Raw genomic sequence first — 23379 nt, 5'->3', positions numbered from 1 at the left:
CGAGGAAGCGTTGGAAACGTAGATGGCACGCAGCAAGAGCAAGCAGTCCCGGGTCGACCTGACCGCGTTCGACCAGGCCGGTGCCCGGATCCTGGACAACCCGCTGGAGACCGAGATCCAGGACTCCTATCTGGAGTACGCCTACTCGGTCATCTACGCGCGGGCCCTGCCCGACGCGCGGGACGGCCTCAAGCCGGTGCACCGGCGGATTCTCTACTCGATGAGCGAGCAGGGCCACCGACCCGACCGTGGCTACGTCAAGTCGGCCCGGGTGGTGGGCGACGTGATGGGCAAGTTCCACCCGCACGGCGACACCGCGATCTACGACGCGATGGTCCGGATGGCGCAGGATTTCTCCCTCAACGTGCCGCTGATCGACGGGCACGGCAACTTCGGTTCGCCCGACGACGGCCCGGCCGCCAGCCGCTACACCGAGGCGCGGATGTCGCGCCCGGCGATGCTGCTCGTCGGAGAGCTCGACGAGGAGACCGTCGACGTCAAGCCGAACTACGACGGGTCGCTGACCGAGCCGAAGGTGCTTCCGGCGGCGTTTCCGAACCTTCTGGTCAACGGGGCGTCCGGGATCGCGGTCGGGATGGCGACCAACATGATCCCGCACAACCTGGGGGAGGTGGTGGCCGCGACCCGGTGGCTGATCCGTCACCCCGACGCCACGCTGGACAAGCTGATGGAGTTCGTGCCCGGCCCGGACCTGCCCACCGGCGGTCTGCTGCTCGGCCTCGACGAGGTACGCCGGGCCTTCGAGACCGGCCGGGGCGTGGTCCGGATGCGGGCCAAGGTGCAGATCGGCCCGCTGGAGGGCAGCCGCGGCCGGCAAGCGATCACGGTCACCGAGCTGCCGTACGGGGTCGGCACCGAACGGATCATCGAAAAGATCACCGAAGAGGTCACCAAGACCAAGCGGCTGCAGGGCATCGCTGACGTCAAGGATCTCACCGACCGGGAGAACGGCACCCGGCTGGTCGTCGAGTGCAAGATCGGTGTCAACCCGCAGGCGCTGCTCGCCGACCTCTACCGGCTGACGCCGATGGAGCAGTCGTTCGGGGTGAACAACCTGGTCCTGGTCGACGGGCAGCCCCGTACGCTGGGTCTCAAGGAGCTGCTGGAAGCGTTCCTTGCTCACCGATACGAGGTAGTGACCCGGCGCAGCGAGTTCCGGCGTCGCAAACGAGCCGAGCGGCTGCACCTCGTCGACGGGCTGCTCGTCGCCCTGCTCGACATCGACCGGGTGGTCCGGCTGATCCGGGCAAGTGACGACGCGCAGTCCGCCCGCGACGCCCTGATGGCCGAGTTCGGGCTGAGCACCGTGCAGGCCGGCTACATCCTCGACACCCCGCTGCGGCGGCTGACCCGCTTCGACCGACTGGAGCTGGAAGCCGAGCAGGAGCGGCTGCGTGGCGAGATCACCGAGCTGTCGCGCATCCTGGACGACCCGGCGGTGCTGCGCAAGGTGGTCTCCGACGAGCTGGCCCAGGTGGCCAAGCAGTTCGCCGCGCCCCGACGCACCACCCTGGTCGACGGTGACCTCAAAGAGGTGCTGGCCGCCTCCGTACCGGCCGGGCCGCTGGAGGTCGCCGACGACCCCTGCCAGGTGATCCTGTCGGCGACCGGACTGGTCGCCCGGACCGTGGCGCAGAGCGAGGAGTCCGTCGAGGACGCCCGCCGCAACAGCCGGGAACGCCACGACGCCGTCGCGGCGGTCGTCCCGGCCACCGCCCGAGGCCAGGTACTGCTGATCACCAGCGCCGGTCGGGCCATCCGCACCGACGTCCTGCCGCTGCCGGTGCTGCCCCAGCGGGCCGGCACCGTGTCGCTGTCCGGCGGGATGCCCGCCACCGAACTCGCCGCGCTGGGCGCGGGCGAACGGGTCGTCGGCCTGGCCCCAGCGGCCCAACGGGACACTCCGGGACTGGCGCTGGGCACCCGGCAGGGCGTGGTGAAGGTCTGCGCGCCGGAATGGCCGGTACGCGCCGACGAGTTCGAGGTCATCGGCCTGCGTGACGGCGACGAGGTGGTCGGCGCCAGTTGGCTGGTCGACGGCACCGAGAGCCTGGCGTTCGTGACCACCGACGCCGCCCTGCTGCGGTTTCCCGCGAAGCTGGTCCGCCCGCAGGGGCTCAAGGGCGGCGGGATGGCCGGGATCAGTCTCGCCACCGACGCCCAGGTGCTGTTCTTCGCGGCGGTACGCACCGACGACCCGGCGCACGGCGAACCGATGGTGGTGACCTGCACCGGGCGTGGCGTGAAGCTGACGCCGTTCGCCGCCTACCCCGCGAAGGGCCGGGCGACCGGCGGCGTACGGGCGCAGCGGTTCCTCAAGGGCGAGACGGCGCTCGAACTGGCCTGGATCGGTTCCCGTCCGGTCGGCTCCACCCGGTCCGGCGAGTCGGTCGCGTTGCCGCCGGTCGATCCGCGCCGGGACGGCTCGGGCAGCCCGGTGATGCTGGTCCCGCAGGTCGTCGGGCACCTGCTGGAACGCGGCTGACCGGTGGGTGCGCCTCGGTCCACGCGGTCGGCCGCCGGCCGCCGGGGCGCACCCACCGACGGTTCACCAGTCCAGCGGCGCGGCGGCCAGCCGCTGGTCGTACCAGTCGCGGACCGCCCCGACCACCTCAGCGGGCAGCGGCCCGTCGGCGGCGGCGGCGATGCTGCTGTGCAGCTGCGCCACCGACTTGGTGCCGGGGATGACCGTCGACACCGCGTCGTAGCTGAGCAGGAACCGTAGCGCGCCGGAGAGCAGGCTCACCCCGGTGGGCAGCAACGCCGCGAATTCCCGCACCAGCCCGGCCCGTACCGCCACATCCGCGCGTGACCAGCGGTCCCGTACGTCGGTGAACACGCTGTCGGCGGTGTACCGCCCGGACAGCCAGCCGGACTCCAACGGCACCTTGACGATGATGCCGGCGCCCCGGTCGTGGGCCCGGCCCACCGCCGGCCACGGCTCCTGGTACAGCGCGGACAGCCGTACCTCGAACGCGGTGGAGGCGCTGGTGTCCGCTGCGGTGTCCAGGTCCGCGCTCCAGTCGACCGACGCTCCGTACGCCCGGATGTGGCCCTTGTCCTGCAGCCGTTGCAGTACGTCGTAGTGGTCGCTGCGGCTGCCGTCGAGGATCTCCGGTGGTGGGTTGTGCAGCACCACGATGTCGACGTGGTCGACGTTCATCCGGCGGGCGCTGCGGGCCACCGAGGCCTCGATCTCGCTGGCCGACCAGTTCTCGCTGCCGTCGGGCAGGTAGCCGAACTTGGTGCAGATGATCGCCTCGTCGCGGCGTCGACCGGTCAGCGCCCGACCGATGTTGAGTTCGCTGGCCCCGTCGGCGTAGCCCGGTGCGGTGTCGATGAAGGTCACTCCGGCGTCGAGCGCGGCGTGCACGATCCGTACCGCTTCGGCCTCGTCGGGTCCGTCCGGCCAGTGTGTCGAGCGGCCCAGCTGCCAGGCCCCGAGGCCGATCGCGCTGACCCGCATTCCGGTGGTGCCAAATGGTCTGATGTGCACGGTCGTGTCCCTCCACGGATCACGGTTGACTGCCCGACAGGGTATCGACGGTCGCCGGTGCAGGCGGCCCCGTCGGCCGGCGCAGCCGCCAGCCGGCGAGGCCGATCGCGACCGCGCCCAGCAGTACGTACAGGTTGCTGTAGACCAGGCCGGGCCCGGTGAAGTGCAGGTCCCAGCCGCCCGGGGCGGCCAGCACCCAGCTGGTACTGGCCACCAGCACGACCCAGACGGCGGCGGCGGTGGCCGTAGCGCCCCGGTGGCGGTGCCGCCAGGCGTGCCCGGCGAGCAGCAGCAGCGCCGGCACCCACCACACCCAGTGGTGATGCCAGGAGACCGGGGAGATCAGCAGTCCGGTCGCGGCGCAGACCAGTACGGCGACCAGGACGTCGCCACGTCGGTGGTGGCCGACGGCCACGGCCATCCCGGCCACGGCGACCACGGCGGCCAGCACCCACCAGACGAGCCCCGGCGCCGGGTCGTCCATCACCCGGGTCACCGCACCGGACAACGACTGGTTGAGCACGGTACGCGGGTCGCCGGTGACCCGGTCGGTGTCCAGCAGCCCGCCCGAGAAGAACCAGGTCGAGTCGGCCGGGCGCCAGGCGAACCCGATCGCGACGGTCGCGGTGAGGCCGCCGAGCGCAGTGGCGGCGGCCCGCCACCGGCCGGTGAGCACCAGCAGCCCGATGAAGATCAACGGAGTGAGCTTGATGCCGGCGGCGATGCCCACGCCGAGCCCGTGCCACCGGCGGTGCCGTCCGCCGACCAGATCCGCGAGCACCAGCCACATCAGGATCAGCCCGACCTGCCCGACCTGCAGGTGCCCGGCGACCGCGAAGACCGGCAGCGCGGCGACCAGCGCGCCGATCGTCGCGGCCGGCCGGTGCCGGTCCGGCGTACCGACCTGGCGCAGCACCAGCCCGATCACCGCGACCAGCGCCACGACGCTGGCCACGGTCCAGGTGGCGACGGCTACCGGCATGCTCATCACCGCCAGTGGCTGCATCAGCAGCGCGGCGAAGGGCGGATAGGTGAAACCCAGGGCGATGCCGTCCGGGGTGAGATGGCTGGCCTGGTACAGATTGCCGTCGCCGGTGGCGGCGGCCGCCGCCCCGGCCCGGTAGGCGCCGAGGTCGCCCCAGAACCGTCCGGTGAACTGGTAGACCGCCGCCGCCGCGCCGGCCAGGCCGGTGGCGATCGCGGCGGCGGGCAGCCAGGTCCGGACCAGCGGCCGGTCCGCCACCGCACCGGCCACCGGAGGCGTCACGGCTGCCGGCTGTGCGCCGGGTCGTCGGCGCCCAGCACCAGCACGACACGCTCCCCGGTGTCGCCGTCGGGCAGTTCGGCGTGGACCGTCAGCCCGCATTCCCGCAGCCGGGACAGCACCGCCGCTACCGCCGCGGTGCCGTCGTACAGCCAGATCAGGACCCGACCGCCCGGGTCGAGCATCCCGGCCGCGCGGCGCAGCACCGTGACCGCGTCCTGTGGGGTGAGGTAGTACATCACTTCGCGCAGCAGGACCGCGTCGTACCTGGCGGTGCTCTGATAGGTGACCAGGTCGGCGACCTCGAACGAGGTGTTCGGCCGACGCAGTGACCGCGCCCGGCGGATCGCCGTACGGCTGATGTCCACCCCGTGGTAGTGCCGGTACCCGTCGGCCGGCAGCGCCAGGTTGACGGTCGTGCCGCAGCCCAGGTCCAGGATGCGGGGCCGGTCGGTGACCTGCTGGGCGAGCGCCAGCGGCACCGGGTCGCGGCCCCGGTCGAGGTAGCGCCACAGTCCGAGGGCGTACTGCAGATCCCAGGCGATGGCGTTGAGCCGGGGGTACGGGCGGACCAGCACGGTCAGCGGCCAGTTCAGCAGCCGTGCGGCCAGTCGGAAGATCGGATGTGCCATTCATGTCTCCCGGTCGGTGGTGGTGGATCGGCCGGGCACCGGCGCGAACCGCAGTCCGCGTCGCAGCAGCCGGGGCAGTACGGTGTCCAGCGCGGCCACGGTCTGTGACCGGTCGCCGCCCCCGTCGTGGCAGAGCAGGATGTGCCCGGGGCGGGCCCGGGACAGGGTCCGGGTGATGTGGCCGACGCCGGGTTCCTTCCAGTCGCTGGAGTTGACGGTCCAGTCGACCGGGACCAGCCCGGCGTCGGCGGTCGCCGCGAGCACCTTGGCGGACCAGCCGCCGCTGGGGGCGCGGAACAGCTCGGCCCGTACCCCGGTCGCGTCGAGGATCCGCTGCTGCGCATGGGTGATCTCGGTCCGCAGCGCGGCCGTCGGCAGCGCCGCGAACGGCATCGGGTGCCGCAACGAGTGGTTGCCGATCCGGTGCCCGGCCGCCGCGATCCGCCGGGCCAGCTCCGGATGTGCGGTGACCCGCTCACCGATGAGGAAGAACGTCGCCCGCACGTCGTAGCGGGCCAGCAGGTCGAGCAGCGCCGGGGTCCAGCGTGGATCAGGGCCGTCGTCGACGGTGAGCGCGACCGTGTCGGCGTCGATCCGGAACACCGGCCAGGTCGGCCCGTGATGCGCCGGGCGGGCGCGCAGCCGGTGGTAGGTCCGCACTGCGAGGAACATCGCTTCCCAGGCCCGCCCCTGCGCCCGTGCCAGTCGTCCACTGTCGGATCGGCCGCCGACCAGCGGGCTCCCGCCCGGTCGGTCCTTGTCGCCTCGTCGCCCACCGGCCGGCGGGGTCGGCGCGGTCACCGGCCCGGCCTCGGGCGCAGCTGCCGGCTCGGGCCGAAATCGCGGTCGAGCAGGAACCGCAGCCCGCCCAGCGCGGCTCCACCGACGATCGCCAGATGTACCAGCAGGTGCAGGGCGAGGAAGAACCCGACGAACGCGGTGCCGCGCTGGCGCCGGACGAAGCGGACCAGGCCGGGGTCGGCGGCGGCGAACCAGACCAGGGCCGCGCCCGGCAGCACCAGCAGCGCCGGGGTCAGCGCCGCCAGGGGCAGGCTGGCCAGCGCCGCGACGGTGGCCAGCACCCCGGCCGGGCGGTTCGCGCGCAGTCCGGCCGGCCCGCGTTCGCGCACCGCCACCGGCACCAGCAGTTGCGAACGGCTGAACTGCTTGCGCAGCAGCGACCCCAGCCGGCTGTCGTCGTCGTGGTGGCAGGTCATCTCGGCGGACAGCCAGATGCCGTGCCGGTCGGCCATCCGGTCGCTGAGTTCGACGTCCTCGGAGGCACGGAGGCGTTCGTCGAAGAGGCCGACGTCGTCGAACACCTCGCGGCGCACCGCGCAGAGCGCGAAGATCGCGGTACGGACCCGGCCGACGCTGCGCAGTCGCCAGTAGTGCGCGTGCAGCAGGCGGTACGCCTCGACCGGGCCGTCGTCGTACAGCGGCTCGGTCAGGTAGATCCCGTGTACGCAGTCGACACCGGGCGTCTGGCCGAGGATGTCCAGCGCGGTGGTGAGCGCGGTGGGAGTGGGGGCGCAGTCGGCGTCCACGAACAGGATGACCTCACCGGTGCTCGCCCGGATCCCCCGGTTGCGGGCGGCGGCCGGGCCGCTGTTGACCGGCGTCTGCAACAGCCGTACCGGGAACTGACGGGCGATCTCCCGGGTGCGGTCGGTACTCGCGTCGTCGACCACGATCACCTCGGTCGGCGGATGCGTCTGGGCGTACACCGCGGACAGGCAGGCGTGCAGGGTGCGCTCGTTGTTGTAGGCAGGAATGACGACCGATACGTGCGTAGGCACGGACACCACCTTGTCGGAGTGCGGGGATCGGGGAAGTTCGCCCCGCCGTCGTGACTGGGCGAAAGGCTATCCGGGGCAGCGTCCCTGGTCAATTGGTAGCGGTGGTCGTCCAACCGTGATCCAGCATCGATTCAGTGGTGCTCCAGTCGCCATTCAGTGCGGTCCGGAAAAATCCATGCCGACTCCTGGTGGACGCCCGACGCCGACACCGGTTCCAGGAGAATTCCACCTGCTCTGGAGAAAGGGCCGATGCGTGGTGGCTCTGTTCAGCGTCGATGACTGCGACGAGCTTCCGGTCAAGCGAGTGCACGATCTCTACCGTCAGTACGTCAACCGCAGCCAGGTCGGGCTGATGACGTCCTTCGGGTTCGGCCGCGAGCTGGTCGACCACGCCGAAGGTGCCTATCTGTACCTGCGCGACGGCCGTCGCATCCTCGACTTCACCGGCGGCGTCGGCGTGCTCAACCACGGACACAACCACCCCCGGGTGATGGCCGTCCGGCGCCGCTTCGCCGAGCAACGCCGGATGGAGGTGCACAAGACCTACTTCTCGCCGTACGTCGCAGGCCTGGCGCACAACCTGGCCGAGGTGCTTCCCGGCGACCTGAACATGTCGTTCCTGCCGAACTCCGGGGCGGAGGCGGTCGAAGGTGCGGTCAAGCTCGCCTACAAGTACCACGGCGGGAGACGCCACACGATCCTGCGCGCCGACATCAGCTTCCACGGCAAGCTGCTCGGTTCGGGTAGTTTGACCGGCGGCGCGCAGAACCACTTCAAATTCCCCGGCATCTCCGGGGTCGTCACGTTCCAGTACGACGACCTGGAATCGGTACGCGCGGCCATCGCCGCCCATCCCGACGACGTGTACGCGATCCTGATCGAGCCGTTCAGCGCCTCGACGATGCGCTGGTGCAGCGAGGAGTTCCTACGCGGGCTGCGGGAACTGTGCACCGCGCACCGGATCGTGCTCATCTTCGACGAGATCTACACCGGGTGGGGCAAGACCGGCAGCCTGTTCTATTTCATGCGGTACCCGGGTCTGCTGCCGGACGTACTGACCACGTCGAAGTCCTTCGGTGGCGGCAAGTCGTCGATCTCGGCGTACGTCGCCCGGGAGCCGATCTTCCGCAAGGCCTACGACAATCCGATGGACGCCTTGCTGCACTCGACGTCGACCACCTACTACGGCTTCGGTGAGGAATGCGCCACCGCCATCGAGGCGGTCAACGTCGCCATCGACGACGACTATCCGGCGCGGGCGCGGCACATCGAACGGCAGCTCGCCGCCGGGCTGCGCCGCATCGCCAAGCAGCACCCCGACGCGGTGGCCGACGTGGCCGGCGCGGGTGCGCTGTGGGGGGTGTTCATCGACGGCGGCCCGAAGGTGCTGGACCTGGCGGCGAAGCTCGCTCCGGCCGGTCTGGCCCGCGACCCCCGCCTGCGAACCAAGGTGGTGACCTGCGCGGTGATCAACGCGCTGTACCGCGACCACGACATCTACACCTACTACACCCTCAACGGGGCCAGCCCGTTGGTGGTCGGCCCGCCGCTGGTCGTCTCCGACGACGACGTCGAGTACTTCCTCGACAGCCTCGACACCGTGCTCGGCCAGGGTCTCACCCGGCTGCTGACCCGGTTCGTGGCGCAGAAGGTGGGCTCGCTGTGGTGATCGCGGTGACCGGTGCCGCCGGGATGCTCGGCGCGTCGGTGGTGGCCCGACTCGTCGCCGACGGCGCCGAGGTGGTCGGGGTCGACCTGCGCGAGCCGGCACCCGGCGGTCCGGCCGGCGGGTACCGGCACCTGGTCGGTGACGTGCGGGATCCGGCGGTGCTGCGGGTCGCCTTCGACTGCGTCGACGCGGTCGTGCACTGTGCCGCCGCGCTGCCGAGCTACCCGGCGGCGCAGATCCGCTCCATCGTGGTCGACGGTTCGCGCGCGGTGCTCGACGCCGCCCGTACGGCCGGTGTCGCCCGCCTGGTCTACATCTCCTCGACCGCCGTCTACGGCCTGCCCCGCCAGGTCCCCACCCCGGAGGAACACCCGTACGCGCCGGTGGATCCGTACAGCACCGCCAAGGCCGACGCCGAACGGCTGGCGATCGGCTATCGCGACGCCGGTCTGGTGCTGCCGGTGCTGCGGCCCAAGACGTTCCTGGGGCCCGGCCGGATGGGTCTGTTCTCGATGCTGTTTCAGTGGGCCCAGGAGGGACGCAACTTCCCGGTGCTCGGCGACGGCCGGGTGCGGATCCAGATGCTGCACGTCGCCGACCTGGTCGAGGCCGTCGTCACCGTGCTGCGGGCACCGGCCGACGTCGCCAACGACACATACAACATCGGGGCCGCCGAGTTCGGCACCCTGCGCGAGGACTTCCAGGCGGTGCTCGACGCGGCCGGGCACGGCAAACGGGTCGTGGCGCTGCCGGCCGGACCCGCCCGCGCCGCGCTCGGCCTGCTGCAGCGCACCGGGCTGTCCCCGGTGTACGGGCGGCTGCTGCACAAACTGCGCGACGACTCGTACGTCGACATCGGTCGGGCCCGGCGACGACTCGGCTTCACCCCCCGGTACAGCAACCAGGACGCGGTGCTGGAGACGTTCCGCTGGTGGCAGGCACACCGCGCCACCAGCACCAGTTCGGCTGCCAGCGGCCGGACCAGCCGCGATCCGTGGCGCCAGGGCGTCCTCGCCGCCGCCAAGGTCTTCTTCTGACAGGAGGTGCGCGATGACCGCTGTGGAGGTGGCAGCCGAGCCGGTGCCGGCACCCGGGTCGATGGCGGGCGACCCCGCCGGCGCGGTGGCCGACGGCCGGCCCGGCTGGATCGCCCGGTCGGTACGCGCCGCCGGGGACCTGACCATGTTGCTGCGCCCGCAGCAGTGGACCAAGAACCTGCTGGCCGTGCCCCTGGCGCTGCTTGACGCGCCAGCGTGGACGGTGGCGACGGTGGGCCGGGTCGGGTGGGGGGTGCTGCTGTTCACCCTGGCGTCGTCGCTGGTGTACGTCGTCAACGACGTCGCCGACCGCCACCTGGACCGGGGCCACCCGGGTAAACGGTCCCGGCCGGTGGCCAGTGGCCGGATCTCACCGACGTTGGCCTGGACGATCGCCGCGGTGCTGACCGGGCTGCTCGGCACGGCCGTCGTCGTCGGACCCGGCATCGCCTGGTGGCCGTTGGCCGGCTACCTGGTGGTGAACCTGGCGTACAGTCGGTGGCTCAAACACGTACCGCTGATCGACATCAGCGTCGTCGCCGCCGGATTCGTGCTGCGCGTCCTGCTCGGCTACGCCGCGACCGGCGGTCCAGTGTCCGCCTGGCTGCTCACCACGGTCTTCGCCACCTGTCTACTGCTGATCCTCGGCAAACGCCGGCAGGAACTCGCCGTCGACGGCGCCGCGCACCGTCCGGCGCTGCGCGGCTACAACCTCGGCCTGGCCGACCAGCTGATCACCGTGAACGCGACCGTGGCGGTCCTCGGATTCCTGCTCTACCTCAACTCCGAGGCACCGGTCGGTGCGCACCGGGACGCCCTGTTGCTGGCGGCCGTCCCGCTGACCCTGTTCGGGATCTCCCGGTACCTGCAGGCCGTGCTGGTCCGTCGCGGCGGCGGCGACCCGGTCCGCACCCTGCTGCGCGACCGGCTGATCCTGACCACCGCCGCCCTGCTGGCGATGGTGGTCGGTGCGGCCCTGTTCGCCGTCAACTACCCGTCGTCCTGACCCCAGCGCAATCCGAACCCACCACAGTGCAACCTCATGACCAGTGAAAGCGGTGTGTACCCATGTCCGAACCGCTCGTGTCGGTCATCGTGCCGAACTACAACTACGCCCGGGCGCTCGGGCTGTGTCTGTCCGCCCTGCGGGCCCAGACGTACCCTCGCCTGGAGATCATCGTCGTCGACGACTGCAGCACCGACGACTCGGTCGCCGTGGCCGAATCGTACGGCGTCCAGGTGGTGCGTACCCCGGCCAACGGCGGGCCGTCGGTGGCCCGCAACCTCGGTGCGGCCCACGCCACCGGCGAGATCCTGTTCTTCGTCGACTCCGACGTCGCGGCCAAGCCGGACGCCGTGGCCAACGCGGTGGCCCTGCTCACCGAGCGGCCGCAGATCGGCGCGATCTGCGGCAACTACGACCCGGTGCCGCTGATCCGCGACAGCCTGGTCGAGGAGTACCGCTGCATGCAGCAGTCCTACTGGCTGATCGCCGACGAGGGGCGGATCTACACCATGTACACCGCGCTGCTGGCGATGCGGGCCGAGGTGTTCGCCGAGATCGGTCCGTTCAACCCCCGGTTGCGGGAGACCGAGAACGCCGACTACGGCTTCCGGCTCGCCAGTCGGTACGAGATCTGGCTGACTCCGGCGGTGCGCGGCGTCCATGACCACGACCACGAACTGCGGGTGATGATCCGCAAGGTCTTCACCCGCACCAGGTTGCACATTCCGATGTACGCCCAGAACCCGACCTTTCCCGGCGGGCTGCGCAGCGGACCGCGTGCCTGGAGCAGCGTCGCCGCGCTGCTGGTGGTGCTGACCAGCGTCGCACCGTTGGCGCTGGGTCCCTGGTGGAGCGTACTACCGGTGCTCGCCGCCGCCGGCTTCGTCGCGTGCGACTGGCCGATGTACCGGTTCGTCGCGGCCCGCCGCAACCCGCTGTTCGTCGCCTACTTTGTCGCCATGCACTTCTTCCTCAACGTGGTCATGGCGGTCGCGGCGGCCACCGGCTTCGCCAGCTACCTGACCTCGCGGGCGTTCCGGCGGCTCTACGACAAGCCGGCGCAGGCGGTGTGACGTGACGATGCCGAAGGTGTCGGTGATCGTGCCGAGCTACAACTACGCCGCCTCCCTGCACGTGTGCCTGCGGGCGATCGCCGCGCAGACCTATCCGGAGATCGAGGTGCTGGTGGTCGACGACCACAGCACCGACGACTCGGTGGCTGTCGCGCGGGCCCTCGGCGTACGGGTGATCGCCCTGCCGGACAACGGTGGCTGCGGCCGGGCCCGCAACGTCGGCGTGGCGAACACCACCGGTGACATCCTGTTCTTCGTCGACGCCGACGTGGCGATGGCGCCCGACGCCGTCGCCGAGGCGGTGGCGCTGCTCGAGGCCGAACCCCAGGTCGGGGCGGTCTGCGGGATCGAGGACCCGGAGCCGTTGCTGCACGACACGTTGGTGGCCCGCTACCGGGGTCTGCAGTACCACCACTGGTCGGCCAGCGGCGAAGGCAACGTGACGTTCCTGTTCCCGGCGATGTGCGCGATCCGCCGCCGCGTCTACACGGAGATCGGTCCGTTCAACCCGGCGCTGAAGCAGACCGAGGAGGTCGACTACGGCTATCGGCTGTCCCGCCGGCACCAACTGCGGCTGACCTCCCGGGTCCGCGGCCGGCACGATCACGACCACCAGTTGCTGCCGCTGCTGCGCAAGCTGTTCCACCGGGCCCGACTACGCATCCCGCTGTACGCGCGGGCCCGCCGGTTCGCCACCGGCTTCGAGACGGCCGCCCGCGCCTGGGGCAGCCTGATCGCGACCGCCGCCCTGCCCGCGTTGGGGCTGCCGGTGCTGTTCGGGCCGTGGTGGCTGCTCGTACCGGCCGGGCTGGTCGCCGCGTCGGTCGCCGCCGACCGCGACCTGTACGTGCTGGCCCACCGGCGGCGCGGCCCGGTGTTCCTGATGTTCTTCGTGGCCGTGCACTTCCTGGTGAACGTCACCATCACCGCCGGGGTGGCGGCCGGCGCCCTGCAGTGGCTGGTGTCGCGACCGTTCCGGCAGCTCTACGACGGCACCTTCCCGGTGGAGGCGACCGCGTGACCGCGTCACCGCAGATCGCGCCGGCCCCGGTGGAGACCGTCGCCGCCACGCCCGGGCCGGGGCCCTTCGGACGGTGGTGGCGGCGCTGGCTGGGCCGGCTGTTCCTGACCGGCTCGGCGCTGTGGCTGCTGTACGTGCTGGCCCACCGGGCACTCAGCGGGCGGGTGTGGTGGTGGCTGCTGGCCGAGCTGGTGCCGCCGCTGTTGTTCGTCGCCGTACCGCTGACCTTCGCGGCGGCGGCCGCCGGGTGCCGACGCACCCGGCGGCCCGCGGCGCTGTTGTGCGCGGCGGCCCTGGTCGTCGGTGCCGGGCTGTCCGGGATCAACCTGCCGGGGCCGTTGCGCCCCGAGCAGCCGGTGCCGGCGGAGGCGGTGCGGGTGATGTCCTGGAACACCGGCTACTGGCACGCCGGCGATCAGCCGGCGGACTTCTACCGACTGCTGCGCGAGCAACGGGCCGACGTGTACCTGCTGCAGGAGTACATCGCCGAGGTCGACGGCACGATCGTGCCGATCGACGATCTGGACCGACTGGCCCGTGAGCTGCCCGGCTACCACGTCGCGGTGACCGGTGAACTGGTCACCTTGTCGCGGTTCCCGATCGTCGACCAGGTGCCGCTGGAGGCCGCCGGGCTGCCGCCGGCACCGGACGACTTCGTCGACTTCTGGCGCTACCAGGTGCTCCGGACCGACCTGCAGGTCGGCGACCGCGTGCTCTCGACGTACAACGCGCATCTGCCGGTGCCGCTGTGGGTGGGTGGACCGAGCGTGTTCAGCCGGGAGTTTCACGACACGGTACGCCAGCAGCGGCAGCGCCGCCTCGCTCAGTGGCGGGTGCTCGCCGCCGACGTGGCGGCCAACCCGTACCCGGTCCTGCTGGCCGGTGATCTCAACACCACGCCGGCGATGGGGGACACCCGCCGGCTGCCCTCGGGGCTGCGCGACGCGGTGTCGGCCAGCAGATCCTTCTATCCGGGTTCGTGGCCGACCGAGCAGCCGTCGGCGTGGCGGCTGGACTGGGCGCTGGTCTCCGACCCGCTGACCGTGCACCGGTACGAGTTCGGCGACGCGCGGGGAATGTCGGACCACCTGCCCCAGACGATGTGGGTGTCGTGGTGACCGGGGCGCCGAGGGTGTCGGTGATCATCCCGACCTACAACAAGGCCAAGACGTTGGCCGAATGCGTGCGGTCGGTGTACCGCCAGACCTGCCAGCCGGTGGAGGTGGTCGTGGTCGACGACGCCAGCACCGACGGGTCCCGGGAGATCGCCGCCGGCCTACCGTGCCAACTGGTCTGCCTGCCAACCAACCGGGGCGTTTCGGCGGCCCGCAACGCCGGAGCCTCGGTCGCCACCGGTGAGGTGCTGTTCTTCGTCGACTCCGACATCGCCCTCGCGCCGGATGCGATCGGCAACGCGTTGCGGGTGCTGGCCGCGCACCCCGAGTGCGGTGTGGTGCAGGGCATCTATGCCGCCGAGCCGTTCGCCGCCGACGGCCCGGTGGAGGTGTACAAGACCCTGTTCGAGCACTACTGGCGGCGTCAGCGTGCCGGCGTCGCGGACTCGACCCTGTTCGCGCTCACCGCGATCCGTCGCGAGGCGTTCGACGCGGTCGGTGGATTCGACGAGCGCCTGCGCGACTCCGAGGACATCGAGTTCGGCACCCGGCTGCCGCGGCGTTACCAGATCAGGATGAGCGCGCAGGTGGTCGGCCGCCACGACGACGTCGACCGGCTGGGGCCGTTTCTCGCCGAGCACGTCCGGCGCGCCGTCAGCTACGGCGCGCTGCTCGCCGGCACCACGCTCGGCGCCCGGCGGCGGTCACCGCACCGACCGCACGCTCCGGGCCGGTCCGACGGTACGGACCGGCCAGGGCGCGGCTTCGACGTCGCCGCAGCCGCGGCCATGCTCTGCTGTACGGCGGCGTTGGTCACCCTCCCGTTGGCGCTGGTAGACCGGTGGTTGCTGGTGCTGCCGGGGGTGTTCGGCGCCGCCTTCCTCGTCGTCGACCGTGGACTGCTGCGCTTCGTGTGGCGGCGGAAGGGCAACCGCTTCCTGGTGTACTTCGTCGGCATGCACTTCGTCATGCACACCACCCAGTTGGCCGGTATGGCCGCCGGGTTCGCCGCCACCGCGCTGCGGAGCGGGCGGCGCGCACCGGCCAGCACGGGGCGGGCCGACCGGTGAGCGGCGCGACCTCCCCGGCAGGCGGCGCGACCTCACCGGCGGGCGGCGGGACGTCACCGACGGGCCGCTGGAGTCGCTGGTGGCGGCTGCTGAACCGGGCCTTCGTGGTGCTCTTCGTCGTACTGCTTGTCGTCGGCGTGGTGACCGTGCTGCGTACCCAGGACTGGACCCCCGTCGTCGAGCTGGCCGCCTCGCTGGACCCGGTGACCGGCTACCTCGCGGTGGCGGCCGCGATCGGGATCAACTGCCTGGGCCTGGTCCTCGGCGTGCTGTCCTGGCGCGCGGTCTTCGTCGACCTCGGCGCCCGGGTGCACACCTGGACCGCGCTGCGGATCTTCTTCGTCGGGTTCCTCGTGAAGTTCGTGCCGGGTCGGTTCGTCGCGGTGCCGGTGTTGCTGCGGCTGGGCAGACAGGTCGACGTCGGTCCGGTCCGGCTGGCGTCGGTGTTCGCGGTCAGCTGGAGCATCGTGGCGCTCACCGGGCTGACCATCGGCATCGCCGCCGGCCCGGCGGTCGTCGGTGGTGGGGTGTGGTGGCTGCTGCTGGCCGCCCTGCCAGTGGTGATCCTGCTGATCCGGCCGCAGCTGCTCGACCGGGCCGTGCGATTCGCGACGAGGCTGCTGCGTCGGCCGCAGCTACAGTTCGGTGCCACCCCGGGTGGCGTCCGCCGCGCGATCGTCGCGCAGGCGTTGTCCTGGTGGGTGTCGGGGCATCACCTGTGGGTGCTGGCCGTCGTGGCCGGGGCACCGCCCGGCCGTTCCTACCTGGTGTGCGTGGCCGGGTTCGGGTTGGCGACGGTCACCGGGCTGCTGGTGATGGTCGCCCCGGACGGCATCGGGGTGCGGGAAGCAGTGCTCGTCGTCGGACTGGCCACGGTGATGCCACTGCCCCTGGCCGGCACCGTCGTGCTGGCCAGCCGGGTGGTGTCGGTGCTCAGCGACGTCGCGGTCGGTGCCGGCGGCCTGGCGCTCGCCCAGTATCTGCACCGACGTCGGCAGCGGGGCGTCGGCGGCGCGCTGGTCAGCGACCCGGTGCCCGCGCGCTGACGGCGATCTCGGCGCGGTGGCGTCCCACCGCCGCCAGATGCGCGCGGATCTGCTCGGCCTCCGGGGCACCGATGGCGCTGAAGTGGGACAGCGCGTGGCACCAGTGGTCCCACACCTCGTCCGGCGTGCGCCCCGGCCCGGCGGCCGGCGCCCGGTCGGTGTCGACCAGCCGCTGCCCGGCCCGGGCCAGCCCGGCGTGAGCCCGGGCCTGCTGCGTCCGGTCACCGATCTGGGCGGCGATCGACAACGCCTGCTGGTAGTGCTCACGGGCGGCCGCCGGATTCCCGACCTCCATCAGCGCGTCGGCCAGGCCGACCAGCGCCGAGGCCTGACCCACCGGCTGACTGGTGTCACGGTAGATCTGCAATGCCCGACCGTGGTGGTCGGCGGCGTCCCGGAACCGCCCGAGCCGGGCGTGCAGCTGGCCGAAGGAGTCCAGCGCGAACGCCATCCCGACCCGGTGGCCGATCCGGCGGCACAGGATGATCGCCCGGTCGAGGTGTTCGCCGGCTTCGGCGTAGCGGCCCTGCAGGACATGGATCCAGCCGAGGTTGCCCAGCGCCATCGCCTCGCCGTGGGTCTCGCCGGTGGCCCGCAGCAGCGCGAGCGCCTCCTGCAGGTGTTCCCGGGCCTGGTCGTACTGGCCCTGCTGGCCGTGGAAGACACCGAGGTTGCCCAGCGCCCGTGCCTCGCCAGCGCGTTCGCCGGTCTGCCGGTAGAGCACCAGGGCGCGCTGCAGATGGTCGACGACCAGTTTCCGGTGTCCCTGCATGCCGTACACCACCGCGATGTTCGTCATCATGTGGGCCTGTGAGTCGCGGTCACCGATCGCCTCGGCGGCCAGCAGGCCATGGTGGTGCGCGGTCACCGCGTCCGGGTAGTGCCCGGCGCCTTCCAGGTAGCGGAAGACGGTGAGCACGAGCCGGCGGGCATGCTCGGGCCAGCCGTGCCCGGCGGCGTACGCCATGATGGCGACCAGATTCGCCCGTTCCTGCTCCAGCCAGGACCGGCCGCTCGCCGCGTCGGCCAGTGGCCGGGCCGCCGCCGTCGGGCCGCTGATCGCCGGTCGGCGGTGGCGCTCGGCCGGATACAGCAGGTCCATCGCCGCCGCCGCGGTGTGCAGGTAGTGATCGAACAGCGCGGTCATCGACCGGTGCCGGTCGACCGGCGCGTCCTGCGCCTCGGCGAGGTCCACCGCGTAGGCACGGAGCAGGTCGTGCATGCCGTACCGGTGCTGCGGGCCGCGTTCGAGCAGGTGGGCGCGGGCGAGCAGATCCAGTAACCGGCGGGCGTCGGCAACGGTGGTGCCGATGACCGCGGCGGCGGCGTACGGCTCCAGCCCTGGACCAGGATGCAGACCGAGCAGCCGGAACGCACGGGCGGCGTCCGTCGGCAGGTGAAGGTAGGACCAGGAGAAGACAGCCCGAACACCGGTTCGCAGGTCGCCGCCGGCATCGAGCAGGTCCAACCGGCGGTGCTGGTCGGCCAGTTCCCGCACCAGCTCCACCAGTTGCGCACCTGGGCGGGTGGCGGCCATCTCCGCCGCCACCCGTAACGCCAGCGGGAGTCTGGCGCACTGCGCGGCGAGCACGGCGGCGGCGGTGTGTTCGGCGGTCACCCGGGCGCCGATCAGCCGGTGGATCAGAGCGACGGCCTCGTCCAGTGGCAGAGGGTCGAGGTCGATGCGCCGGGCCCCGTGCCGGGCGACCAGACCGGCGAGAGAGTCTCGGCTGGTGACCAGGACGAAGCAGGACGGCGAGCCGGGTAGCAGCGGCCGGACCTGCTCGGCGGAGGCGGCGTTGTCCAGCACCACCAGCAGTCTGCGGCCGTCGACCAGGCTCCGGTAGCAGGCCGCGCGTTCGTCGAGATCAAGCGGTAGGTCGGGCCCGGAGACACCGAGCGCCCGCAGGAAACCGGCGAGCGCGTGACCGGGGGAGACCGGCTGGCCGGCGTCGTAGCCCTGCAGGTCGACGTAGAGCTGGCCGTCAGGGAACCGGTGCCGGACGCGGTGCGCCCAGCGGATGGCCAGCGCCGTCTTGCCGACGCCAGCGGTGCCCGAGGTCGCGACGAGTGTCACGCCCGGCACGGTGTCGCCGCCCGGTTCGGTGGCGTCGAGCAAGTTGTCCAGCCGGGCCAGTTCGGTGCCCCGACCGGTGAAGTCCGGGATGTCGGCGGGCAGCTGGGCCGGTGCGGCAGGGGCTGTACGGGTGTCCCGCTGGTCGGTCCGCTGCGCGCCGGTGGGGGCCGGCCCCGCGCCGGCCGTGACCGGATCCTCGTCGTGCAGCAGCGTGGTGTGCGCGGCCGACAACTCGGGTCCGGGATCTACGCCGAGTTCGTCGGTGAGGCGGTGCCGGACCTGATGGTAGGTATGGAAGGCCCGGGCACGTTGGCCGGCGGCCTGGTAGGCGCGGATGAGCCGGGCCTGTGCGGCTTCGTCCAGCGGCTGGGCGGTGGCGGCCTCCTCCAGCGCCGGTACCGCCTCGGCGGCCCGTCCCGAAGCGATCATGATTTCGCCGTAGCGGGCGAGGGCGGCGTGCCGTTCCTCCACGAGCGTGACGACCCTCGGATGCGCGGTGAGATCCGGGATGTCCGCCATCGGTGGGCCCTGCCACAGCGCGAGCGCCTCCTCGAGCTCGTCGGCGGCCCGGCGCAGGTCACCGGCGCGCTGCCGACCGGTGGCGGCGGTCAGCAGGTCGCGGAAGCGCAGGGCGTCGACGGCGGAGTTCGGCAGCTGCAGGGCATAGCCGTCCCCGACCTGGCGTAGCACCTGGCTGGGCGCGCGTGGCGGACGGTCCGGCTCGAGTCGACGGCGCAGGTGCTTGATGTGGGTCTGGATGACGTTGCGCGCGCTCGGTGGCGGACTGCGGTCGGGCCACACGACCGCAGAGATCTCGGCGGTGCGCACCGGCTGGCCACAGGCCAGCGCGAGCAGGCCGAGCACGGCGCGCTGCGCCGTCGGTCCGAGATCCAGCTGTTCACCGTCGCGCCAGGCGCGCACCTGGCCGAGGATCTGGATACGCAACGTCGTCACCCTCGCCGGTCGTGCTGGTGCCGCCGCTCAGGACGGGGTGGCCGTATATGGCGGTCGGTTCGCTTCACGCTAAATCAGCGTCGGCAACTGTGCAATCCTCCGCTGCGAATGATCAGAGTGAATTCCTCCATTGGTGGCAACCCGGCGTCCCTCATGGACGAATTCGCGCCGAGGGCGTTGGTCTGATTGGCGGTGACCATGCATGGTCGTGGTCTGTCGGGACATTGGTAATAGGACGGTTTGTTGACACCTGTCGACTCCGGGCAGCCTGCCTCCGGCGTACGCGACGGCAAAAGATGGCGTTCGTGCGGGTGAAGTGGAGGTGGGCAGGCGCGCGACAATTGTCGCCGGAGGTCGACATGGTCGTGGGCATCCGCATTTGTGCGACGCCGGACGTCTCCGGCGACGCATCCGGACGCCCACGACCGCCCGTCGGTCACTCCTCGCCGAAGTCCTCGCCGCCGTCGTCGTCACCGAAGCTGTCGAACACCTCGCCGGCGACCATCCCACCGGCGAAGCCGAGCGCGGCACCGCCGAGCGCTCCTGCGACCATGCCGCCCATGCCGGGCCCGCCTCGGTGCGCCGGCGGGTACCCGCCGTGCATCGGTTGGCCGTATCCGCCGCCGCCGAGGAACGACTGCCGTTGGGACAGGGCCTGCCGGACCCAGCCGTCGACCTGCGCCGTCCAGTCCACGGTGTCGGCGTCGGCGTGGCTGACCCGGTAACGCCCGTACGAGTCGTGGCCCGGGGTGAACAGCCCGCCGCGCTTGTCGAACTCCAACACGACATCCACGCCGTACTCGCTGGCGACGAAGGTCAGCTCGACCTCCCGGATGCCGCCGGCGTACTGCGGCGCGGCGAAGTACTCGATCTCCTGGTAGAACGGCAGGGTCTGGGGCACGCCGTGCAGCCGGCCGTACTCCAGATCGGCACCCTTGAAGCCGAAGCCGAGCCGGGCGAAGGCCTCCAGGATGCGCTCCTGCACCGGCAGCGGGTGCACGTGCACCGCGTCGAGGTCGCCCCGGTCGATCGCGCCCGGGATCGCCACCTCGGTGCGCAGCCCCATGGTCATCCCGTGCAGCCGCTGGCCGTACACGTCGGTGACCGGGGTCTCCCATGGTACGGCGAACTGGAAGGGCAACGAGACCTGCTGGCCCTCCCGCAGGGAGAACCCGCCACCCACCGGGACCCGGTGGAACTCGGCCGTCGCGTTGTGGTCCTCGCCGCCGGCCTCCACCTCCACCCGGGTGACCAGGCTGACGGTGATCTGGTCGAGTCGGGTCTCGTGGCTGCCGCCGACCAGGTTGACCTGGCCGCTGAGGACGAGGCCGGGGCGGATGTTGGGGTTGGGCAGCACCGTGTCGACGCTGGGGGCGCCGATGCCCAGGGCGCCCAGCATCTTCTTGAAGACCACGTACGTTCCTTTCGTTCGGTGACGTCGTATCCGTCGTGCGGGGTCGGGTACCGGATGCAATAAGTCCATAATGGACGTGGATCGGACGATATCAGCGTTTTCTGAATGACTCCTGTGAGCTCACCCGGGGCTATATGGTGATCTGCCAGGTTTTGTGCAGCTCATGGTAGAGAATGCTCCCTGTGACTGACGCGGTGCTCGCGGCGAGCTGGCCGATCTCCTGGTCGGTCGTGGCGTTCGTCGCCGCCGGTGGGCTCACCGTGGTGGGCAGTGTCCGACTGGTGGCCCTCGGCGACGCGCTGGCGGACCGCACCGGCTGGGGTGAGGCGCTGTTCGGGGCGATCTTCTTCGGCCTGGCGACCTCGCTGTCGGGCATCGTGATGACCGCGGTGACGGCTGCCGGCGCCGCACCGCAACTGGCGTACAGCAACGCCGTCGGCGGCATCGCCGCGCAGACCACCGCGGTCGCGGTCGCCGACCTGTTCTACCGCCGGGTCAATCTCGAACACGCGAGCGCCTCGCTGTCCAACGTGCTCTTCGGCTGCCTGCTGCTGGCGCTGCTGGCGCTCGCCCTGCTCGGCACCTACACCCCCGACGCGACGCTGGCCGGGATCCACCCGGTCTCGGTGGTGATGGTGGGCTGTTACGTCGGCGGCGTCATGATCGTGCACTCCACCGACGTTACGCCGTACTGGCAAGCAGTCGACACCGTCGACACCCGCCAGGACCTGCCGCAGAGCCACGGACCGCTCGACAGCCCACCGCTGCCGGCACTGTGGGTCCGCTTCGTCGCGGTCGGCCTGATCGTCGCGGCCGGCGGATGGGTCATCGCCCTGGCCGGGGAGAGCCTGGTGACAGCGACCGGGTTGCGTGCGGGCTTCGTCGGCGGGGTGCTGATGGGCCTGATCAACGCGCTGCCGGAGGCCATAACGGCGATCGCGGCGGTCCGCCGGGGCGCGCTCACCCTGGCCGTCGCGGCGGTCCTGGGCGGCAACTGCCTGGATGCGCTCAACCTGGTCGTCGGCGACCTCTTCTATCGCGACGGCTCGCTCTACCACCAGGCGGGCACCGACGAGCTGTTCCTCACCACCTCGGCGATGCTGATGACGACGCTGCTCCTCGGCGGCCTGCTGGTACGCCAGGTGCGGGGCTGGGGTCGGCTGGGCTTCGAAGGCACCCTGCTGCTCGTCGGCTACCTCGCGGTGGTCGCGGTGCTGGCCTTCTGAATCCCCGGCGGGGCAGGTACGGGCCTCAGCCCTCGGCCGTGAGGTCGATGACCGCGGTGACGACCGCCCCCGGTGCCGGGACGGCCCGTTCGATCAGCAGCGCGGCGCACAGCTGCCGGCAGATCCAGACGCCCCGGCCGCCGGCGCGCTCCTGGTCCGGCGGGGAGCTGCCCACCCGGGGGTCGTCGATCCCTGGACCGGTGTCGCTCACCTGACAGAACAGACTGTCCTGCACGCGCCACAGGCGCAGCCGGCCGCCGCCACCGCCGTGTCGGATCGCATTGGTGGCGAGCTCACCGGCGACGATCAGCAGATGTTCGGTCTGCTCGGCGGACAACTCCAGCCGGGGGGCGTGCGCGCTGATCGTCGCCCGCAGCCCGTACAGCCCGTCACCGTCGAACAGGTGCTCGAGGCGGCCGTCGGTCGACGCCACGCCCTCGGGGCGTCCACCGGTGCCCGCCTGCTGCGGATCCGGGCTACTCATGGCGTCTCTGTACCCGTAGCTGAGCCACGTCATCCGCGCCGACCAGGGAGAGCACCGTGCCGACCAGCCGACGACAGGAGACGGTCATCCGCCGGGACCGGGGCAGTGCCCGGGCCGCCGCGACCACGATCCCGGCGCAGGCACCGTCGATGTAGTCGAGGGCGGTCAGGTTGAGATGCATCCGCCGGTCGATGCGTACGGATTCGGCCAACGCCAGCTCCAGGACGTCCTTGTGCCGGTAGTCCAGCTCGCCGGCGATCCGCACCCCGGGCGGGCTGTACTGCCGGCAGATCCGCAGCAGCGGATGCTCGAGGTAGACCTGGGCGGCCACCGTCCGGGGGTGCGCCCGTGCGGCGAAGGCGAGCGTGACGGCGTCGAACCGGCCCCGGTCGTACTGGCAGATCAGGCAGAGCTGGCCGTGGGCCAACAGCTCGCCGACCCTGGTCTCGAACTCGAGCAGCTGTTCGGCGGCGGCGAACGGTCGGGTCGCCCAGCACATGTCCGCGGTGACCCGCAGGCCGGGGTAGCCCTCCCGGGTGGCGACGTGCATCTCGTGGGCCAGTGCGTCGACCATGCCGGCGGCGTCGGCCGGTACGTCGCCGAGCAGCGAACCGGTGGCCGGGGCGATGCGCAGCTGACCGCGGCGCAACGCCGAGCCGGGGCGTACCGAACGTCCGTGCAGCTCGCCGGTGAGCTCGTCCGGGCTCACCGAGTCGGTCCAGCAGACGACCTTCTGCCCGGCGCGCAGGCCGCCCCGCACGAACGCCGCGACCAGGTCCAACCGCTCCTCCTGGTCGGAAAATGTCAGACAGGCGTGGTCACCGGCACCGAGCGCGCCAACTGTAGCCGTGTCCGCCATCGTCGGTCCGCCTGTTCGTCATCGGAGGGATGGCTGCCACCTTATGCGGTGGGTCCGACCACGTCCGGACATGCCCCCTCGCCTGGCGTCGTGCGTCTGGCACACACCCCCGCCGA

The 23379-nt window shown here is 71.6% G+C and carries 18 protein-coding genes and 2 pseudogenes; 10 read left to right on the top strand and 10 right to left on the bottom strand.

Going from position 1 to position 23379, the window contains the following annotated elements:
* Positions 1-22 precede the first annotated feature (22 nt).
* Positions 23-2506 (top strand): DNA topoisomerase IV subunit A, encoded by a 2484-nt coding sequence (locus tag O7623_RS05715; protein ID WP_282227541.1) that lies wholly within the window; start codon positions 23-25, stop codon positions 2504-2506.
* Positions 2507-2569: 63 nt separating this feature from the next.
* Here the strand turns inward: O7623_RS05715 and O7623_RS05710 are convergent, their stop codons facing one another.
* From O7623_RS05710 to O7623_RS05690, 5 genes are read right to left on the bottom strand one after another with little or no spacing between them, the layout of a single operon-like run.
* On the bottom strand, positions 2570-3517 hold the full coding sequence (locus O7623_RS05710) for an aldo/keto reductase (RefSeq protein ID WP_282227540.1): 948 nt from the start codon (positions 3515-3517) through the stop codon (positions 2570-2572).
* A gap of 19 nt (positions 3518-3536) precedes the next feature.
* Positions 3537-4760: a glycosyltransferase 87 family protein gene (locus O7623_RS05705; protein WP_282229326.1), complete on the bottom strand. Its 1224-nt coding sequence runs from the start codon at positions 4758-4760 to the stop codon at positions 3537-3539.
* A gap of 20 nt (positions 4761-4780) precedes the next feature.
* Positions 4781-5413 carry a class I SAM-dependent methyltransferase gene (locus O7623_RS05700; RefSeq protein WP_282227539.1) on the bottom strand — a complete coding sequence of 211 codons (633 nt, stop codon included), beginning with the start codon at positions 5411-5413 and terminating at the stop codon, positions 4781-4783.
* Positions 5414-6214: a polysaccharide deacetylase family protein gene (locus tag O7623_RS05695; RefSeq protein ID WP_282227538.1), complete on the bottom strand. Its 801-nt coding sequence runs from the start codon at positions 6212-6214 to the stop codon at positions 5414-5416.
* Positions 6211-7221, bottom strand: a complete 1011-nt coding sequence (locus O7623_RS05690) for a glycosyltransferase (protein ID WP_348775128.1) — start codon at positions 7219-7221, stop codon at positions 6211-6213. Before O7623_RS05690 ends, O7623_RS05695 begins: the two co-directional genes overlap by 4 nt.
* 343 nt (positions 7222-7564) lie before the next feature.
* On the opposite strand from O7623_RS05690, the gene O7623_RS05685 reads away from it, so the two are divergent.
* The 8 genes from O7623_RS05685 to O7623_RS05650 all read left to right on the top strand — a co-directional run bounded on the left by O7623_RS05685 (position 7565) and on the right by O7623_RS05650 (position 16249).
* Positions 7565-8881, top strand: coding sequence for an aminotransferase class III-fold pyridoxal phosphate-dependent enzyme (locus O7623_RS05685; protein WP_282229325.1), 1317 nt, complete (start codon positions 7565-7567; stop codon positions 8879-8881).
* A complete protein-coding gene (locus O7623_RS05680; RefSeq protein WP_282227536.1) occupies positions 8875-9918 on the top strand; it encodes an NAD-dependent epimerase/dehydratase family protein in 1044 nt (347 codons plus the stop codon). The genes O7623_RS05685 and O7623_RS05680 overlap by 7 nt, the downstream gene beginning before the upstream one ends.
* A gap of 13 nt (positions 9919-9931) precedes the next feature.
* Positions 9932-10924 (top strand): UbiA prenyltransferase family protein, encoded by a 993-nt coding sequence (locus O7623_RS05675; protein WP_282227535.1) that lies wholly within the window; start codon positions 9932-9934, stop codon positions 10922-10924.
* 62 nt (positions 10925-10986) lie between these two features.
* On the top strand, positions 10987-11997 hold the full coding sequence (locus O7623_RS05670; RefSeq protein ID WP_282227534.1) for a glycosyltransferase family 2 protein: 1011 nt from the start codon (positions 10987-10989) through the stop codon (positions 11995-11997).
* 7 nt (positions 11998-12004) lie between these two features.
* Positions 12005-13018, top strand: coding sequence for a glycosyltransferase family 2 protein (locus O7623_RS05665; protein ID WP_282229324.1), 1014 nt, complete (start codon positions 12005-12007; stop codon positions 13016-13018).
* Positions 13015-14136, top strand: coding sequence for an endonuclease/exonuclease/phosphatase family protein (locus O7623_RS05660; RefSeq protein ID WP_282227533.1), 1122 nt, complete (start codon positions 13015-13017; stop codon positions 14134-14136). The genes O7623_RS05665 and O7623_RS05660 overlap by 4 nt, the downstream gene beginning before the upstream one ends.
* Positions 14133-15203, top strand: coding sequence for a glycosyltransferase family 2 protein (locus O7623_RS05655; RefSeq protein WP_282227532.1), 1071 nt, complete (start codon positions 14133-14135; stop codon positions 15201-15203). Before O7623_RS05660 ends, O7623_RS05655 begins: the two co-directional genes overlap by 4 nt.
* Positions 15200-16249: a lysylphosphatidylglycerol synthase domain-containing protein gene (locus tag O7623_RS05650; RefSeq protein WP_282227531.1), complete on the top strand. Its 1050-nt coding sequence runs from the start codon at positions 15200-15202 to the stop codon at positions 16247-16249. The genes O7623_RS05655 and O7623_RS05650 overlap by 4 nt, the downstream gene beginning before the upstream one ends.
* Here O7623_RS05650 and O7623_RS31320 read toward each other — a convergent pair.
* The 3 genes and pseudogenes from O7623_RS31320 to O7623_RS05640 form a co-directional block, all read right to left on the bottom strand.
* Positions 16224-16925 (bottom strand): annotated as a pseudogene (locus tag O7623_RS31320) (tetratricopeptide repeat protein); the annotation flags it as partial. The gene O7623_RS05650 and the pseudogene O7623_RS31320 overlap by 26 nt on opposite strands.
* Positions 16926-17444: 519 nt before the next feature.
* Positions 17445-19271: pseudogene (locus O7623_RS31315) on the bottom strand (BTAD domain-containing putative transcriptional regulator); the annotation flags it as partial.
* 445 nt (positions 19272-19716) lie between these two features.
* A complete protein-coding gene (locus O7623_RS05640) occupies positions 19717-20694 on the bottom strand; it encodes a sporulation protein (RefSeq protein ID WP_282227529.1) in 978 nt (325 codons plus the stop codon).
* A gap of 194 nt (positions 20695-20888) precedes the next feature.
* Between O7623_RS05640 and O7623_RS05635 the strand changes: the two genes are divergently transcribed.
* Entirely contained in the window at positions 20889-21920 is a 1032-nt protein-coding gene (locus O7623_RS05635; protein WP_348775151.1) for a cation transporter, read from the top strand.
* A gap of 25 nt (positions 21921-21945) precedes the next feature.
* Here O7623_RS05635 and O7623_RS05630 read toward each other — a convergent pair whose 3' ends face one another.
* A complete protein-coding gene (locus O7623_RS05630) occupies positions 21946-22404 on the bottom strand; it encodes an ATP-binding protein (protein ID WP_282227527.1) in 459 nt (152 codons plus the stop codon).
* Positions 22397-23263: an MEDS domain-containing protein gene (locus O7623_RS05625; protein WP_282227526.1), complete on the bottom strand. Its 867-nt coding sequence runs from the start codon at positions 23261-23263 to the stop codon at positions 22397-22399. Before O7623_RS05625 ends, O7623_RS05630 begins: the two co-directional genes overlap by 8 nt.
* Positions 23264-23379 lie beyond the last annotated feature (116 nt).

The organism is Solwaraspora sp. WMMD791, from assembly GCF_029581195.1.
Classification (GTDB): domain Bacteria; phylum Actinomycetota; class Actinomycetes; order Mycobacteriales; family Micromonosporaceae; genus Micromonospora_E.
Note: the sequence above shows the minus strand (reverse complement) of the source record. Positions and strands in the feature narration are given on the sequence as shown.

Coding starts and splice junctions, on each gene's coding strand:
- O7623_RS05715 (WP_282227541.1), top strand. CDS start 23: ATGGCACGCAGCAAGAGCAAGCAGTCCCGGGTCGACCTGACCGCGTTC.
- O7623_RS05700 (WP_282227539.1), bottom strand. CDS start 5,413: ATGGCACATCCGATCTTCCGACTGGCCGCACGGCTGCTGAACTGGCCG.
- O7623_RS05685 (WP_282229325.1), top strand. CDS start 7,565: ATGACGTCCTTCGGGTTCGGCCGCGAGCTGGTCGACCACGCCGAAGGT.
- O7623_RS05675 (WP_282227535.1), top strand. CDS start 9,932: ATGACCGCTGTGGAGGTGGCAGCCGAGCCGGTGCCGGCACCCGGGTCG.
- O7623_RS05670 (WP_282227534.1), top strand. CDS start 10,987: ATGTCCGAACCGCTCGTGTCGGTCATCGTGCCGAACTACAACTACGCC.
- O7623_RS05665 (WP_282229324.1), top strand. CDS start 12,005: ATGCCGAAGGTGTCGGTGATCGTGCCGAGCTACAACTACGCCGCCTCC.
- O7623_RS05630 (WP_282227527.1), bottom strand. CDS start 22,404: ATGAGTAGCCCGGATCCGCAGCAGGCGGGCACCGGTGGACGCCCCGAG.
- O7623_RS05625 (WP_282227526.1), bottom strand. CDS start 23,263: ATGGCGGACACGGCTACAGTTGGCGCGCTCGGTGCCGGTGACCACGCC.